Source organism: Aestuariivirga sp. (genome assembly GCF_047602625.1).
Taxonomy (GTDB): Bacteria; Pseudomonadota; Alphaproteobacteria; order Rhizobiales; family Aestuariivirgaceae; genus Aestuariivirga.
Genome location: NZ_JASGGV010000002.1, coordinates 592,766 through 607,634 on the forward strand (window position 1 = coordinate 592,766; position 14,869 = coordinate 607,634).

Annotated in this window: 19 protein-coding genes; 5 read left to right on the forward strand and 14 right to left on the reverse strand. The window is 61.7% G+C overall.

Annotation, left to right across the window (positions count from 1 at the left end; translation table 11 throughout):
- Positions 1 to 8 precede the first annotated feature (8 nt).
- From QM694_RS07890 to QM694_RS07955, 14 genes are all read right to left on the reverse strand, one after another.
- Positions 9 to 824: a helix-turn-helix domain-containing protein gene (locus QM694_RS07890; RefSeq protein WP_415006396.1), complete on the reverse strand. Its 816-nt coding sequence runs from the start codon at positions 822 to 824 to the stop codon at positions 9 to 11.
- A 102-nt stretch (positions 825 to 926) separates the two neighbouring features.
- Positions 927 to 1,532 (reverse strand): imm11 family protein, encoded by a 606-nt coding sequence (locus tag QM694_RS07895; protein WP_415006397.1) that lies wholly within the window; start codon positions 1,530 to 1,532, stop codon positions 927 to 929.
- Between the two features lie 6 nt (positions 1,533 to 1,538).
- Positions 1,539 to 1,670: a DUF6959 family protein gene (locus QM694_RS07900; RefSeq protein ID WP_415006398.1), complete on the reverse strand. Its 132-nt coding sequence runs from the start codon at positions 1,668 to 1,670 to the stop codon at positions 1,539 to 1,541.
- 18 nt (positions 1,671 to 1,688) lie between these two features.
- Positions 1,689 to 1,964, reverse strand: coding sequence for a hypothetical protein (locus QM694_RS07905; protein ID WP_415006399.1), 276 nt, complete (start codon positions 1,962 to 1,964; stop codon positions 1,689 to 1,691).
- Between the two features lie 26 nt (positions 1,965 to 1,990).
- A complete protein-coding gene (locus QM694_RS07910; protein WP_415006400.1) occupies positions 1,991 to 3,058 on the reverse strand; it encodes an HPP family protein in 1,068 nt (355 codons plus the stop codon).
- 36 nt (positions 3,059 to 3,094) lie between these two features.
- Positions 3,095 to 3,856, reverse strand: a complete 762-nt coding sequence (locus tag QM694_RS07915) for a GntR family transcriptional regulator (RefSeq protein ID WP_415006401.1) — start codon at positions 3,854 to 3,856, stop codon at positions 3,095 to 3,097.
- A complete protein-coding gene (locus QM694_RS07920) occupies positions 3,853 to 5,190 on the reverse strand; it encodes an FGGY family carbohydrate kinase (protein WP_415006402.1) in 1,338 nt (445 codons plus the stop codon). The genes QM694_RS07915 and QM694_RS07920 overlap by 4 nt, the downstream gene beginning before the upstream one ends.
- A 12-nt stretch (positions 5,191 to 5,202) precedes the next feature.
- Positions 5,203 to 5,997, reverse strand: coding sequence for a class I fructose-bisphosphate aldolase (locus QM694_RS07925; RefSeq protein WP_415006403.1), 795 nt, complete (start codon positions 5,995 to 5,997; stop codon positions 5,203 to 5,205).
- A gap of 93 nt (positions 5,998 to 6,090) precedes the next feature.
- Complete coding sequence (locus QM694_RS07930; protein ID WP_415006404.1) at positions 6,091 to 6,477, reverse strand: RidA family protein; 387 nt, start codon at positions 6,475 to 6,477, stop codon at positions 6,091 to 6,093.
- A gap of 80 nt (positions 6,478 to 6,557) precedes the next feature.
- A complete protein-coding gene (locus QM694_RS07935) occupies positions 6,558 to 7,172 on the reverse strand; it encodes a VPLPA-CTERM sorting domain-containing protein (RefSeq protein ID WP_415006405.1) in 615 nt (204 codons plus the stop codon).
- Positions 7,173 to 7,376: 204 nt separating this feature from the next.
- Positions 7,377 to 7,874, reverse strand: a complete 498-nt coding sequence (tsaA, locus tag QM694_RS07940; RefSeq protein ID WP_415006406.1) for a tRNA (N6-threonylcarbamoyladenosine(37)-N6)-methyltransferase TrmO — start codon at positions 7,872 to 7,874, stop codon at positions 7,377 to 7,379.
- Positions 7,875 to 7,878: 4 nt separating this feature from the next.
- Positions 7,879 to 8,085: a TOBE domain-containing protein gene (locus QM694_RS07945; RefSeq protein ID WP_415006407.1), complete on the reverse strand. Its 207-nt coding sequence runs from the start codon at positions 8,083 to 8,085 to the stop codon at positions 7,879 to 7,881.
- A gap of 75 nt (positions 8,086 to 8,160) precedes the next feature.
- Positions 8,161 to 9,591, reverse strand: coding sequence for an aldehyde dehydrogenase family protein (locus QM694_RS07950; protein WP_415006408.1), 1,431 nt, complete (start codon positions 9,589 to 9,591; stop codon positions 8,161 to 8,163).
- Positions 9,592 to 9,612: 21 nt separating this feature from the next.
- Positions 9,613 to 9,912, reverse strand: a complete 300-nt coding sequence (locus tag QM694_RS07955) for a chorismate mutase (protein ID WP_415006409.1) — start codon at positions 9,910 to 9,912, stop codon at positions 9,613 to 9,615.
- A 292-nt stretch (positions 9,913 to 10,204) separates the two neighbouring features.
- Here QM694_RS07955 and adh point away from each other — a divergent pair, with 292 nt between their 5' ends.
- The 5 genes from adh to QM694_RS07980 all read left to right on the forward strand — a co-directional run bounded on the left by adh (position 10,205) and on the right by QM694_RS07980 (position 14,821).
- Positions 10,205 to 11,725 (forward strand): aldehyde dehydrogenase, encoded by a 1,521-nt coding sequence (gene adh, locus QM694_RS07960; protein ID WP_415006410.1) that lies wholly within the window; start codon positions 10,205 to 10,207, stop codon positions 11,723 to 11,725.
- Positions 11,726 to 11,811: 86 nt separating this feature from the next.
- Positions 11,812 to 13,305 carry an aldehyde dehydrogenase gene (locus QM694_RS07965; protein ID WP_415006411.1) on the forward strand — a complete coding sequence of 498 codons (1,494 nt, stop codon included), beginning with the start codon at positions 11,812 to 11,814 and terminating at the stop codon, positions 13,303 to 13,305.
- A complete protein-coding gene (locus QM694_RS07970) occupies positions 13,298 to 13,660 on the forward strand; it encodes a DUF779 domain-containing protein (protein WP_415006412.1) in 363 nt (120 codons plus the stop codon). The genes QM694_RS07965 and QM694_RS07970 overlap by 8 nt, the downstream gene beginning before the upstream one ends.
- A gap of 31 nt (positions 13,661 to 13,691) precedes the next feature.
- Entirely contained in the window at positions 13,692 to 14,597 is a 906-nt protein-coding gene (locus tag QM694_RS07975; protein WP_415006413.1) for a bestrophin family protein, read from the forward strand.
- 59 nt (positions 14,598 to 14,656) lie between these two features.
- Complete coding sequence (locus QM694_RS07980) at positions 14,657 to 14,821, forward strand: hypothetical protein (RefSeq protein WP_415006414.1); 165 nt, start codon at positions 14,657 to 14,659, stop codon at positions 14,819 to 14,821.
- Positions 14,822 to 14,869 lie beyond the last annotated feature (48 nt).

The following is a 14,869-nucleotide window of genomic DNA, read 5'->3' on the forward strand; positions in this document are numbered from 1 at the left end:
TCTGAAAATCAGGCGGCGGGGCGCGTGGCGTCGCGGTAGAGGGTCGGCGGAACACCGGTATGGTCGCGGAAGAAGCGGGTGAAATTGCCCTGGGACGTGAAGCCGAGGTTGCAGGCCACCGCCGTGAGCGGCAGCGAATGTTCCTCCACCTGCCGGAGCGCCTCCTCCATGCGAAGCGTATTCCAGTAGAGATTGGGCGTGAGGTTCGTCTGTTCCTTGAACAGCGCGAAGAAATGCGGCCGCGACAGGCCCACCGATTGCGCCAGCGCGTCGAAGCACACGCGGTCTTCCACATGCGCGGACATGAAGGCGATGGCCTTGCGGATGCGCCAGTCCACCACCGGCCGCATGGCGCGCGACGGTGTTTCACCGGCGGAGCCGCGCACGATCGTCTCGATCAGATATTCGATGTCGGCCTCGCGCAGCACCTGATGCCCCTCGCCCCGGAACACGTGATCGATGATGCTGCGGATCATGCCGCGCAACTCATCGGTGAGCGGAATGGCGGCGGATGGGAAGACAGGCGTACCCGCCTCGATCCCCAGATGCGTCTCGATCCAGCGCGGATCGATATAGAAGGCGAGGAAGTTTCCGGGCGCGCCATCATTCGCGAAGCAATGGCCGTGCGGCTGGAGCGAATTGACGCCCACCGCGATATTGGAATCGGGCACCACCCGCTCCGGTCCCACCTGAATGGCGCCGGGATTGCCGGCGAGCCACAGGATGATGTGGCATTCCGGATGCGCATGCGTCACCAGATCGCCCGCCGCGCGGAGCAGCGACACATGGCCGAACCCGCCCTTGAAGAGCCTGATCGCGGTCATACTCCCTCCCGAGTATTTCCAGACTGTTTTATCGTTTTGCGGAACCTTGGCGCGGCAGGGACTGGTTCGTCAAGCGGCCTCGGCAGGAGTGGATCGTGAAGCCTAAACTGCTTCGAAGTGCGGCAATCCGAGTCCGCTGAAGTTCCTTTCGATGAGCGCTTGGCCCAATGCATCGGAGACGAAGGGGTTCGCCGACAGGAATTTGTCGCACCACACGTGATGCGGGCCGATAGCCGCCAAGTTGAAGACAAGTTTCGCACCCGCTTCCCAAGTCCGCCAGATATGCTCGAACCTCGCTGTGGTGGCGGTGCGGTCGACTGTGTCCAGCCTGGTGCAGACATTAAAGAAATATTGCCGGGCAGCGAGTTGCCCATCCTCCCAGAGCACGTCGACTGGGAAGAACTGATGTAGGCCGGGATCGAAACGCTCGATGACCTCCTTGAATGCCTCGCTGACCAGCAGGAGTTTCGCCATCGTCACGTCCGGAACGGCTCTTCGGGGGCCATTCTTCTGCAACCGCTTGCTCAGGTAAGTGCTATCAATCGCAAAGCCCGATGCCCGATTGTAAGAAAAAAACAGGCCGCTATCGGGTGGAGGCCGCTTTGCCATGTCCGGGTCGAGCGTCGTAACCTTTGAGTAGTCGCCGTCCAGGAACGTGTAACCATAGGAGACCTCATCCGGATCTCTCGTTCCCACAAAATATGGCATGTCTGCTCACCCCTCAAAGGCTTGAAGCGCGTTACGGAGGCTGTTGGCTTCCGCAAAGCCGGGAAATTTGCGCCCGGGATGCCGCATCACGGCAATGTTCGTCTTGCCCGAATAAATCTCGACGCTCTCCAAAAGCATTGCATCGGCTCCCAATTCTCATTCCGGCTGCGATTCAATGGATAGCGTTCCCGTCAGATGATGAAGCTTCATCTCATCCTCGATCCAGCTTTGTAAGCGGCGCACGTTTCTTGCCTTGATGCGATAAACCGTCAACTGCGTCGTCGCGGCGTCAACATCACCCAAGTTCATTTCGCCGAGTCCTGTTGTCTTTAAATTGCGCCAGACGCTCTCGCCGAAATTCCGCACACTGTGAATAAGCGTGTAAATTTCAGCCTGATCGGGATCGAAATTGATCGTCAACGTGCGTGACACTTAAATTTTCTTGCCTCCCTATGTTCTTACTTGCGCAGCAGGCTCTTGCCCAGCGCGGCGAGGAGATCGGTTTGCGAGACGATGCCTTCAACCGCGCCCGCCGCGTCGGTGATGACCACGGCGTGCGACAGGCCATCGGTGAGCGCGGGAAGCAGGCTGATGGCGGGATCATCCGCGCGGGCCGTGCGGGCGCGCGACATGGGCAGCGTGGCGCTGTCGGGCAGGCCCGCGAGTTCACGCAGACCCACGGTGCCGAGCAGTTCGCCGTTCCCGCCGGTCACCGGCAAGGTACGGATATCATGCGCCAGCAGCAGCGTCCGCGCGGCGTCAGGACTCGTTGAGGACGGCGCTGAAATGATGTCCCGCGACATGATATCGCCGCAGGTGACACTGCCATGGGCGCGCTCCAGCGCCTTCTGCTCGACGCCGCGCAACAGCGCGTCGAGATCGGCGCGGTCGATGTCGAAGGTTTCGTGCATGCCGGCCAGCGCCGCATCAATGTCCGCTGCCTGAAAGCCCGCGCGCATCACCGGCGCCGCGTCGGCTGTTTTGTGAACATTGACAGGCTGCGCCTGCGGGCGGTGCGGATAGGGCCTTCGCATCGCGCGGTGAAACAGCATGCCGAAAATCACCAGCACGATGGAGTTGATGGCCACCGGCACGAAGGGAAACCAGAAGCCCGCATCCTTCACCACGGCGCCTCCCACGACGGCGGTGAGCGCCGCCGCACCCCCCGGCGGATGCAGCGAACGGGTGAGCGACATGATGAGAATGGCAAGCCCGACCGCGAGGCCCGCCGCATAAAGCGGATCCTTCACCAGATGCAGCACGCTCACGCCCACCAACGCTGAAATGGTGTTGCCGCCGATGACCGGCCAGGGCTGCGCCAGCGGGCTGGCGGGCACGGCGAACAGCAGCACGGCGGATGCCCCCATCGGTGCCACGATCAGCGGCAGTTGCGCGTGATTGCCGAAGGACAGCCCGCAGATCAGCCCCGTGAGGCCAATGCCGATCAGCGCGCCGAGGCAGGCCAGCAGGCGCTCGCCGAATGTCGCGCCGCTCAGAATGGGAGAGAAGAATTTGAAACCAGCCACGCCCAGCGCCCCGAATGCCCAATTTTCAGGCGCTTCCTACTCCGGTCCGGCGCTGGCTTCCACTGTCACCTTGACCACATCGGTCCTGACCCAGGAGGTATAATAATCGAAGGCCTGCCCGCCCCGGGCCCACGAGACGGACGTGATGAGAAGCAGGGGCGATTGCGGCGCGACCTCGAGCATCGCCGCGATTTCGGGGGGTGCGGCCACCGCCTCGACACTGCGCCTGGCGCCATGGATGGCATAGCCCGCAGACTGCAAAACGAGGTTCAGTGAGCCATCCGATGCCATGGCTCTGCTGTTCAAGATGACAGGCTCCAGCGCCGCAGGCAGGTGATTGATCGAATAGACAGCGATACGCCCATCCAGCCGCCGCAGACGCCGGAACACGAAAGCGGGTTCATCCGGTTTCAGGCCCAGCGCCTGCGCGGCCTCGGGTGATGCGGGGGCGAGTGCGGCTTCCAGCACGCGGGTTTCAACCTGCCGCTGGTTGTGATCCACCTCGCCCTCGAAAAAGCCTGCGGCGACTTGCAGGCCCCAGCCGCCCTCGCCCGGCCCGGTGACGAAAGCCCCCCGGCGCGGCACCAGGCGGATACGCCTGCGCTCTTCCAGCGTGCGCAGCGTTTCACGCACCGTGGAGCGCGCCAGATCATGGGTGCGGCACAATTCGCTTTCGCCGGGAAGCCGTGTTCCCTCGCGGTAAGTGCCGTTGTCGATGCCCGCTTCGATGAGCGCCGCAAGCTGGAGATAGAAAGGTTCCGGCGAATTGCGGTCGATGGCGTGGCGCGGCGTGCTCATGCGGAAGCCCACTGACGATACAGCGCATCATATTGCGCCGCCCATTCGGGAACGGGATGCACCATCGTGATGTCTTCCGCCTTGAGCGGCGATGCCTTGTGTCCCGTGGCGGCATCCGCGCCAAACATGGCGGCCCCCAGCGCCGTCACCTCCATGTCGCCGATCACATGCAGCGGCTGTCCGAAGACGCTGGCGCGCAACTGCATGAAGCCCGGCGAGCGCGACCAGCCGCCATTGGTATAGACTGGCCCCGGCCTGACGCCGATGCTCTGCATACGGATGATCGCGTGGCGGGCCTTGAGGCTTTCGCGCTCGAGGAGCCGCCGCGTGTCACCGCCTTGCAGATCAGCGGGAGCGAGCGCCGGAGCACCGGGCAATGCTTTCTGCGCGAGAAACTGCATGAAGCCGTCACGGTCCTGCTGCGCCGAGTCCAGCGCGGCGCTGAATTCCAGAACGCCGAGGCATGAGACTTTCTCTTCCCCTCCGGGTGGCAGGGAAAAGGCGAGAGATGCCTCGCGCGGAAGCGTTGGCGGACAAGCCATCTCGCCATAGAGCAGATTGGCGGTGCCGAGGGAATCGACAATGGCCAAGCCATCGAAACGCCGGATGATTGCCGCCGCCACCGGATGATCATGGCCGCCCGCTGCCACGATGGTGCGGGCGGATACGGCACCAGATGAGCGCAACGGCCCGCCGCGCACCGTGCCGATCACGGTTCCGGCACCTTTCAGCGGCGGCAAAGGCGGTGCATGCACGGCCTGCAAAAAGTCATCCGCCCAATGGCGCTGCAGAAGATCGAAGCATCCCGTGCGCGCCGCGAGGCTGGCGCTCATGAAAGGCTGGCCCGTCCACCACACGGAAGGAAAATCGGTGAGCGCGATCCACCATTTCGCCGTGCCAAGTTCGTGCGGGCGATGCGCATGAATCCACGCCCATTTGGCGGCGGTGGTGTCGGCGGTGATCGCCATGCCGGTGCGCTCCACGGCATCGGACGACGCCGCCAGCGCCTTCGCGTCCTCCGCGGCGCGCTTGTCGAACCACGGGATCGCCAGTCCGGTGGGCGTGAGATCGGCTGTTACGCCAATCCCATCCTCGCCGATGCCCGCCACCGCGATGCTGCGCAGCGGAACGCCCTGCCCCGCGTCGCGCCAGCTTGCGATGATCATGTCTTCGAGCAGGCGCACCAGCGCCATGGCGTCCGAGGCGGACGCCACGCCATCGCTCACGCGCGGCGTGGGCACGGTGTGGGTCGCGCGCGCGCGGCCATCGTCACCCGCCAGCACGACTTTCAGATTTGTGCTGCCGATATCGATGCCGCAGTCGAGCCCTGCCATGGGTGGACGCGCTTACCAGCGCCGGGTGAAGTGCGTGCGGGTGATGGCGGCGATCTCCTGCATCATCTCGTGCGCCTCCTGCGGCGGCCGCTGCCAGATCTTGCGGCCCACCACCACACCCTGCGCACCCGCCTGAATGGCATCGTGGATGTCCTTGATGGTGGAGGCCTTGTCGCCGCTCAAGGGGCCGCCCGCCACCACGATGGGAATATCGAGTTCGGCACACAGCTTGGCCGTGGCATCAGGGCCCGGGAAGGTGATCTTGATGATGTCGGCGCCGAGGTCATAGCCGACGCGCGCCACTTCCATTTCGGCCTCGATGATCTCCTTGCTGCGGGGCGCTGCCAGGAACACCGGCTCCACCATCACCGGAATGTGCCACTTCGATGCCTCCGACACCACCGTGCCGATGCGCTTGCAATAGAGCACCTTCTCTTCATCGTTCACGTTCCACGGCAAGAGCAGCTTCACGCAGTCAACGCCCATCCGCGCCGCATCTTCGACGCTGGCGACCAGCGTGCCGGTGCCCTTGTCCGCCGCACTGGTGGGCCAGAACGCGTCGATGGCCAGCACACGGGCGAGCGTGGAGGCCTTGGCAAGTTCCACCTCCGACTGCTTGACGATGCCGGTCGACACCATAAAGCCGGTGATATCTTCCGGGATGAAGCGGCGCATCACCTCAACCGGCGCTTCCAGCGCTTTCACCCGCCCCCACACCAGCCCGTGGTCAATCGGCACGATCAGCGCTGCGCGGTCGTCCCTTAGCACGCGGTTCATGCGGTAATTGGTGGAATAGCGGTTGGCCATGCTGGATTCTCCCATGATTTCAATGCGGATGGTTTATTGTCCGTATTGTACGTACAAAATGAGGCAAACGCAACGGCCTTTGTGTTTCCGTCTTCAATCCTTGCCCAGATAGGCCGTCGCGTCGATCTCGACGATGCCATCGGGAGAGCCGAGGCCGCTGACGATACAGGAGACGCGATGCGGCGGGCTCTTGTCGAAATTGGCGAAATAGACATCGTTCATCGGCTGCCAATAGGCGCGGTCGGTGACATAGACGGTGCATTTCACCACGTCCTCAAGCGTCGCCCCCGCCTCAGCCAGCAGCGCCTTGATGTTGTCGATGGCCTGTTGCGTCTGCGCCCGCGCGTTACCCAGCGCGAATTTGCCTGCGCGGTCCATCCCCATGCAGCACACGAACATGAAATCGCCGGCGATCGTCGCCTGCGCGAAGGGCAAGTCAACCTTGTGAATCTTGTTTGAGGAAATGGTGCGCCTGGGCATGAACGATGCTCTCTATCACAACGAAAATCCCGGATCGCATGAACGACCCGGGATTTGCAATCTCAAGAAGATGGATGGGATCAGGCCTTGGCCTTCTTCGCGCGGCGGCGGCCCATGTAGCCGATGCCAGCCACGCCGGTTCCGAGCAGAATCAGGCCCGGCGGCAGCGGAACGGCTGATATATCCACATTGTCCACGAAGCCGCCCAGCGTGTTGTCGATTGAACCGAAGGCATCGAAGGCCAGGATGTGGTCGCCGGCGCTCAGCGTGACAATGGCGGTGATCATCGTCCATCCGGCGGGCGTGACGCCGCTGGGGGATGTCAGGACGATACCGTCAATCGAGGCATTGACCAGATTGTCGCCTTCTACGCCGGTGCGCGGCGCATAGAAGAAGCTCAGCAGATAATCGCCAGCCGCCGCAACCGTGAAGCTTTGCGCCACGACGCTGTAGCTTGAATTGCCGGGGTCGCTTTCGAGCTCGATATAATTTGCGCCATCCTGCGCCGCAATGATGGTGCTGCTTTGCACTTCGATGTCCCGCAGCTTGGGATCCGACACCCAGGACGGGATTGAATCAAACAGACCCCAGGCACCCGGCGCCAGCGGCGTGCCGCCCACATCCTCAAAGCTGCCGTTCGAGATCAGATTCTGCGTGAGCCGTGCCGCTGATGGCGGCCAAGGCCAGCAATCCAAGCAACGTGGATTTCAAACGCATTTCGTAACTCCCTGTTCCAAATTGAACGTGAGCCGCACGCCCGCGTTGAGAAGCCCCAAAAATGCGTCTAAAGATTTTCTAAAATTTAATCAAGTGTTAACCATTCAAATAGCGGCTTGTTTTTGGCGAATATCATGCAATTTGGACGACTCTAACGTAAACGTCATTTTTTGTGAGAAACCTTAGCCCGTCTGGAAATCGCCCTTCTGCGGCGGGGCGATGGGCACGAAAATCGTGCGGTCTGGCTTGAGGTCAACGAGCGGCGTGCCATCGAGGCAATCAAGGCCGCGCACTTTCAAAATGCCGCCCGTCGCGGACACCAGCTCCGCAATCGACGTGCCGATGGGATTGGGACGCACCGGACTTCTCAGCGCAAAGGTGCCGCGCACCTGGCCGTCATTGGCGGGGCTTTGCAGCACCAGATCGCGCCGCGACTGATGCAGCCAATACAGCACTTCATAGCGCGCGTATTTTTCGATACCCGCGAGCGCGGGAATCCACGGTTCAAAAATCTCGATCTCGCAAACCGGGCCATCGGCGCGGCCCTGGCGCGGGCATTCAAGCCTGGACGTCCATGGCGTATGAATGACACCGATAAATTCAAGCTGCGCATCGGCATGTTCAGCCGATGCGCGCTTGACCATCACTTCGTTGCGGCGAACCTCGTTCTCCCGCACCATAATCTCAGTCGACGCCGACCATCACGTCCGACGCCTTGATGACCGCATAGGCGGTCTTGCCCACTTCGAGCTTGAGATCATCCACCGCCTGATTGGTGATGGAGGATGTAACCACGGCATTGCCGACATCGATCCGCACATGGGCGGTGGTGGCGCCCTTCACGAGTTCGACGATCTTGCCTTTGAGCACATTGCGCGCACTGATCTTCATGGGATTGCTCCAGCGTTAAGGGTTGCAGATGCGCCAGCCCTATAAAGGAACCGGCGCATCCGAGAAAGCCCTTGCTCAGGCAGCTTCGTAGCCGGCGATTCCCTTGATTTCCGTGAAGTCCTCAAGGCCATATTCGGCATATTCGCGCCCGTTGCCGGATTGCTTGTAGCCGCCGAAGGGCAGCCCCGCATCCCAGGTGGGATAGTTGATGTAGACGTTGCCGGAGCGCATCAGCTTCGCCACCTCGCGCGCCTTGGCTCGGTCCTTGGCCTGCAGATAGGACGCAAGGCCATAGACGGTGTTGTTGGCTTCCGAGATAGCGTCATCCAGCGCGTCATAGCCGATGATCGACAGCACGGGGCCGAAGATCTCTTCCTGGGCAATGCGCATGTGCGGCTGCACATTGGCGAACACCGTGGGCTTTACATAATAGCCGCGGTTGAGGCCGGACGGACGGCCCGGCCCGCCTGTCACCAGATCGGCGCCTTCCTTGATGCCGCTCTCGATCAGGTTCTGGATCTTGTCGAACTGCACCTGGCTGACCACCGGCCCAAGCATCGTGCCTTTTGCATCGGCAGCGCCCACGACGAACTTCTCCGCCGCCGCCTTGGCGTATTTGGCGGCCGCACTCATGTGCTCGCGCGGCACGAACATGCGTGTGGGTGCGTTGCAGGACTGGCCGCTGTTGCCATAGCAGCCAGCGACACCCTTGGTGACGGCCATTTCAAGGTCGACATCCGGGAACAGGATGTTGGCGGATTTGCCGCCCAGCTCCTGGCACACGCGCTTCACCGTATCGGCGGCAGCTTTCGCAACGAGAATGCCGGCCCGCGTCGAACCGGTGAAGGACATCATGTCGATGTCCGGATGGCTCGACATCGCCTGCCCCACCGTCGGGCCATCGCCGTTGACGAGATTGAAGACGCCGGCCGGAACGCCCGCCGCGTCCATGATCTCGGCGAAGATGATGGCGTTGAGCGGTGCCACTTCGCTGGGCTTCAGCACCATGGTGCAGCCAGCGGCAAGGGCGGGAGCCACCTTGCAGGTGATCTGGTTGAGCGGCCAGTTCCACGGCGTGATGAGGCCCACGACGCCGATCGGCTCGCGGCGGATCATTGCCGTGCCCTTGGCCTTCTCGAATTCAAAGTTCTTCAGCGTTTCGGCCATCTTCTTCAGATGCGCCATGCCGATGCCAACCTGCGAGTCCTTCGCGAAAGGCAGCGGCGCTCCCATTTCCTGCGAGATGGCATCCGCCAGATCGTCGATGCGCTTTTCATATTGCGCGATGACGGCGTTGAGAAGGTCGAGCCGGTCTTTCTTGCTCATCGCCATGAAGCCGGGGAACGCCTTGCGCGCCGCCTTGACGGCTTTGTCCACGTCCGCCGCCGTGCCCATGGCGATCTTTGCGCAGGGCTCTTCATTGGAGGGGTTGATGACATCGACGGTGGCCGTAGTGGAAGGTTCCACCCACTTGCCGTCAATATAAAATTTCAGAGCGTTCTTCATGGTCAGTTCTCCCGTTGATGTTTAGAGCCGGTTGTCCTTGAGCAGATTGTCCATCAGCCGCTCTTCGTAGCGGCAGGTCTCCTCGACGATGGTTTCCCAGATATGGGCGGCGGCGCGGCGGGGCAACCCCAGCCTTTGCGCGGCAGCCTCGCGCCGCTGGATGACCGTCTTGATGCGGCCGGGAATGCGGGCGGGCAGGCCGTTTTCCACCTTGTGCGCCGCCACCTTCTCGACGATCTCGTAGCGGCGCGCCAGAAGCGCCAGCAACTGCCGGTCGACATCGTCAATCAGCGCACGCAGGTGGAGAAGTTCCTTCTTCATCAGCCATTCTCAATCAGAAATGAGGGGTCCGCACATGGTGCGGACCCCCACCGTCGAGCTCGGCTTTGGCGAAGACGAATGCTCGGAGGTTCTGTTCAGGGAGGTGCGAAAGAGGATCGCCCCTGTCGTGCATTTCGTTATCTTCATAAAAGCATATCGAAAGAACCGGATCAAGCGGCGAATGGCTTAGAATTATTCTTATTCCAGTTCTAAACTCAGGGTTTCAGACTCTTTGCTGGATTCGATATGCTGTTAGGGATATAGCGATGGCGTTGAACCTGGGAGGATCACCATGCTGTCCAAAGCCATTGAAGAGATCAAGAAATCCGTCGCCATCCGCCCCCGCTATGACAATTTCATCGGCGGCAAATGGGTGGCCCCCGTAAAGGGCCAGTATTTCGATAATATCAGCCCGATCACCGGCCAGAAATTCTGCGAAGTCGCCCGCTCCACCGCCGAAGACATCGATCTGGCCATCGACGCCGCCCACAAGGCCAAAGACGCCTGGGGCAAGACGCCGGCCGCCGAACGCGCCGCCGTGCTTCTCAAAATCGCCGACGTGATCGAAAAGCGCCTGAGCCTTCTCGCCCTCGTCGAGACCATCGACAACGGCAAGCCGATTTGCGAGACGACCGCCGCCGACCTGCCGCTTGCCGTCGATCACTTCCGCTATTTCGCCTCCTGCATCCGCGCCCAGGAAGGCTCGCTCTCGGAAGTCGACCACACCACCATCGCCTATCACTTCCATGAGCCGCTGGGCGTCGTCGGCCAGATCATCCCGTGGAACTTCCCGCTGCTGATGGCGGTGTGGAAGCTGGCCCCTGCCCTTGCCGCCGGCAACTGCGTGGTGCTGAAGCCCGCCGAGCAGACCCCCATGGCCATCATGGTACTGATGGAACTGATCGGCGACCTGCTGCCGCCCGGCGTCATCAACGTCGTCAACGGCTTCGGCATCGAGGCCGGCAAGCCTCTCGCCCAGAACAAGCGCATCGCCAAGATCGCTTTCACAGGCGAAACCACGACCGGCCGCCTGATCATGCAATATGCGTCGGAGAACATCATTCCGCTGACGCTGGAACTCGGTGGCAAATCGCCCAACATCTTCTTCGCCGACGTGATGGCGGAGAACGATGACTTCTTCGACAAGGCGCTGGAAGGCTTCACCATGTTCGCGCTGAACCAGGGCGAGGTGTGCACCTGCCCCAGCCGAGCATTGGTGCAGAAGTCGATCTATGACAAGTTCATGGAGAAGGCGCTGGCGCGCGTGAAGAAGATCAAGCAGGGCCATCCGCTCGATCCTTCGACGATGATCGGCGCCCAGGCTTCCAACGACCAGCTCGAGAAGATCCTCTCCTACTTCGACATCGGCAGGAAGGAAGGGGCGAAGGTGCTGGCCGGCGGCTCACGCAACATGCTCGAAGGCGAACTGAAGGATGGCTACTACGTTCATCCGACGGTGCTGGAAGGCAACAACAAGATGCGCATCTTCCAGGAAGAAATCTTCGGGCCCGTGGTGTCTGTCACCACCTTCGACACGCCCGAGGAAGCGCTCGCCATCGCCAATGACACGCTCTATGGCCTGGGCGCCGGCGTTTGGACGCGCGACATCAACCGCGCCTACAACTTCGGCCGTTCCATCCAGGCGGGCCGTGTGTGGACCAACTGCTACCACCTCTATCCCGCTCACGCGGCATTCGGTGGCTACAAGCAGTCGGGCATCGGGCGCGAGACGCACAAGATGATGCTCGATCACTATCAACAGACCAAGAATATGCTGGTGAGCTATAGCCCCAAGGCTTTGGGCTTCTTCTAACCGCCGGCATGCGGGAAGGCGGCCGTCACCCCGCCTTCCCGCCACTCTTTACTTTTCTGAAAATACATCAAACAGCAGGTGTTTACATGGATCGCGGCGCAGTCACGTCCTGGGCGGAACAGGCCAAGAAGCTGAAGTTCCACACGCAGGCCTTCATCGATGGCAAATGGGCGGATGCGGCCTCGGGCAAGACCTTCGACGTGATCAACCCGGCCACCAACAAGGTGCTGGCCAAGGTTGCGGCCTGTGACAAGGAAGACGTGGACCGCGCGGTGAAAGCCGCCCGCAAAGCCTTCAATTCCGGCGTCTGGTCGAAGCGCCCGCCGGGCGAACGCAAGGCGATCCTCTCGAAGCTCGCCGATCTCATCCTTGAGCATCAGGATGAACTGGCGCTCACCGATACGCTCGACATGGGCAAGCCCATCACGCTGACCACGACCGGCGACATTCCCGGCTCTTCCGATACCATCCGCTGGTATGCGGAAGCCATCGACAAGGTCTATGACGAGATCGCCCCCGCTGGCCACGGCAATCTGGCGATGATCCGCCGCGAGGCGCTGGGCGTTATCGGCTGCGTGGTGCCGTGGAATTATCCCTTCCAGATGGCGGTGTGGAAGATCGCCCCCGCCCTGGCGTGTGGCAACTCCGTCATCCTCAAGCCCGCCGAACAGTCGCCGCTCTCGGCGCTGAAGCTCGCCGAACTCGCGGCGGAAGCGGGCATTCCCGCAGGCGTGTTCAACGTGCTGCCGGGCTTTGGCGAAACGGCGGGCGAGTTGATTGGCCGCCACATGGATGTCGATTGCGTGGGTTTCACCGGTTCGACGGAAGTGGGCAAATATTTCCTGCGCTATTCCGCGGAAAGCAACATGAAGCAGGTGTGGCTGGAGTGCGGCGGAAAAAGCCCCAACCTCATCTTCGCCGATTGCGACGACCTCGAAGCGGCGGCTGATGCCTCGGCCTTCGGGATCTGGGGCAACCAGGGCGAGGTGTGCTCCGCCAATTCGCGCCTCCTCGTCGAGGAAAGCATCAAGGACAAGTTCATTGCCCTGCTGCGCGAGCGCGCCAAAGGCTTCCAGCCCGGCGATCCGCTCGATCCCGCGACCAACATGGGCTCGATTGTCGAGGCGCGGCAGACCGAGAAGATCATGAGCTATATCGAGAAGGGCAAGGCCATCGCCTCGCTGGTGGAAGGCGGCAAGCGCCTCACCCTCAACGGCTCCGACAATTTCGTGACGCCGACGATCTTCGACAATGTGAAGAACAACATGGTGATCGCCCAGGAAGAAATCTTCGGGCCCGTGCTGTCCGTCATTTCCTTCAAGACGGAAGAAGAGGCGGTGAAGATCGCCAATGACACGATCTATGGCCTCGCCGCATCGATCTGGTCAAACAACCTGAAGCGCGTGCACCGCCTCACCGACGTGATCCAGGCGGGCACCGTGTCGGTGAATTGCGTGGACGCGGGCGGCAACACGGTGCCCTTCGGCGGCTTCAAGCAGTCCGGCATCGGGCGCGACCTGTCGCTGCACGCTTTCGACAAATACACCAACCTCAAGACGGTGTGGGTCAAATATGGTTGACCGCGTCACGGCCACTGATGTGGCGCTGGGCTGGATTGAAAAGCTCAACGCCAAACATGGCCCATTGATGTTCCACCAGTCGGGCGGCTGCTGCGATGGCTCGGCCCCCATGTGCTATCCGCGAAACGAATTCCGCACCGGAGCAAGCGATGTGCTTCTGGGATCGATCGGCGGCGCGCCCTTCTACATGGGCGCGGCGCAGTTCGATTACTGGAAGCACACGCAACTGATCATCGATGCCGTGCCGGGGCGCGGGGCCGGCTTCTCGCTGGAATCGCCCGAAGGCATCCGCTTCCTTACCCGCAGCCGCGTGTTCACCGATGACGAGGTGAACGAACTGGAAGGCGGCAATTGACGCTGGCGCGCGGGGCGTTCACTCTCACGCCATGATCGTCCGTGAAAGCCCGAGGCCGTGGGAACTGCTGTTCATCATGCGCGGCTCCATCGTTCCCGATATCTGGCCGCAGGTCGCTGTTGTCGTCGCCATCTCGGCGCTCACGACCTTTCTCGATCTCTCCGGCATCCTGCACATCCAGCCGATTGCAGCTTTGCCTTTCTCGCTGATCGGCATTGCGCTGTCGATTTTTTCGGGCTTCCGCAATTCCGCCAGCTATGAGCGTTGGTGGGAGGCGCGCAAACTTCTCGGCCAGCATGTGATCGATGCGCGAAGCCTGGCGCGCGAGGCAGCCTCCTATCTCGATGAAGCAGCCGCGCGGCGCCTCGTCTTGCTCACCATCGCCTTCGTCGCGGCGCTCCGCGATCATCTGCGCGGCAATCCGCAGGGTGCGGATGTGGCGCAATATGTTGAAAACGCCGGCTGCGCCATGCCGCCCGCCACATCACATGTGCCCGACCGCCTGCTTGGCCTGATGAGCAAGGAGGTGGCGGATGCGCTGCAGAGCGGAAAGGTCACTGCCCCCATCGCGCAGGTGATGGAAGAGCGCATCGTCAGCCTGTCCGGCGTTCTGGCAGGCGCCGAACGCATCAAGTTCACGCCGCTTCCCTATGCCTATTCCCTCCTGCTTCATCGCACGGCCTATATGTTCTGCCTGCTGCTACCCTTTGGCCTTGCCGAAACGACGGGTCTGTGGACGCCTCTTCTTTCCGCCATCCTCGCCTATACATTTTTCGGGCTTGATGCGCTGGGCGACCAGCTTTCGCAGCCCTTTGGAACCGGCGACAACGCCCTGCCACTCGCCGCCATCACCCGCACCATCGAGATCAACCTCTGCGACATGATTGGCGAAACCGCGCCGCCTCAGCTTCATCCCGTGGAATATCTGCTGACGTAGCAGCGGCGGAACAAATATGGCGGTTCTGCGTTGTCTCCGGCATCATCCCGGAGTTTTTCATGATCAGAGCCATTGGATTATTGGTATTCATGCTGGTGTCGGCTGCCGCCGTCATCATTGCCGCAGGCACGAGTTTCATTGCGGTTGCCGCTTTGGCGGCACTGGTGGGCGGCTTTGCAGGCGCGGTTTCGCTTGCCGCGGAAATCAAGCGCGCCATGACCTGACGGCGGAACATCGCTTTAAAAAGCGCGCGGACCTTTCGGCCCGCGCGT

What these genes read in the sequence shown, in the direction of transcription:
- QM694_RS07890 (WP_415006396.1), bottom strand. Translation starts at nt 824, where the DNA reads ATGACCGCGATCAGGCTCTTCAAGGGCGGGTTCGGCCATGTGTCGCTG.
- QM694_RS07895 (WP_415006397.1), bottom strand. Translation starts at nt 1,532, where the DNA reads ATGCCATATTTTGTGGGAACGAGAGATCCGGATGAGGTCTCCTATGGT.
- QM694_RS07900 (WP_415006398.1), bottom strand. Translation starts at nt 1,670, where the DNA reads ATGCTTTTGGAGAGCGTCGAGATTTATTCGGGCAAGACGAACATTGCC.
- QM694_RS07915 (WP_415006401.1), bottom strand. Translation starts at nt 3,856, where the DNA reads ATGAGCACGCCGCGCCACGCCATCGACCGCAATTCGCCGGAACCTTTC.
- QM694_RS07920 (WP_415006402.1), bottom strand. Translation starts at nt 5,190, where the DNA reads ATGGCAGGGCTCGACTGCGGCATCGATATCGGCAGCACAAATCTGAAA.
- QM694_RS07925 (WP_415006403.1), bottom strand. Translation starts at nt 5,997, where the DNA reads ATGGCCAACCGCTATTCCACCAATTACCGCATGAACCGCGTGCTAAGG.
- QM694_RS07930 (WP_415006404.1), bottom strand. Translation starts at nt 6,477, where the DNA reads ATGCCCAGGCGCACCATTTCCTCAAACAAGATTCACAAGGTTGACTTG.
- tsaA (WP_415006406.1), bottom strand. Translation starts at nt 7,874, where the DNA reads ATGGTGCGGGAGAACGAGGTTCGCCGCAACGAAGTGATGGTCAAGCGC.
- QM694_RS07945 (WP_415006407.1), bottom strand. Translation starts at nt 8,085, where the DNA reads ATGAAGATCAGTGCGCGCAATGTGCTCAAAGGCAAGATCGTCGAACTC.
- QM694_RS07950 (WP_415006408.1), bottom strand. Translation starts at nt 9,591, where the DNA reads ATGAAGAACGCTCTGAAATTTTATATTGACGGCAAGTGGGTGGAACCT.
- QM694_RS07955 (WP_415006409.1), bottom strand. Translation starts at nt 9,912, where the DNA reads ATGAAGAAGGAACTTCTCCACCTGCGTGCGCTGATTGACGATGTCGAC.
- adh (WP_415006410.1), top strand. Translation starts at nt 10,205, where the DNA reads ATGCTGTCCAAAGCCATTGAAGAGATCAAGAAATCCGTCGCCATCCGC.
- QM694_RS07965 (WP_415006411.1), top strand. Translation starts at nt 11,812, where the DNA reads ATGGATCGCGGCGCAGTCACGTCCTGGGCGGAACAGGCCAAGAAGCTG.
- QM694_RS07970 (WP_415006412.1), top strand. Translation starts at nt 13,298, where the DNA reads ATGGTTGACCGCGTCACGGCCACTGATGTGGCGCTGGGCTGGATTGAA.
- QM694_RS07975 (WP_415006413.1), top strand. Translation starts at nt 13,692, where the DNA reads ATGATCGTCCGTGAAAGCCCGAGGCCGTGGGAACTGCTGTTCATCATG.
- QM694_RS07980 (WP_415006414.1), top strand. Translation starts at nt 14,657, where the DNA reads ATGATCAGAGCCATTGGATTATTGGTATTCATGCTGGTGTCGGCTGCC.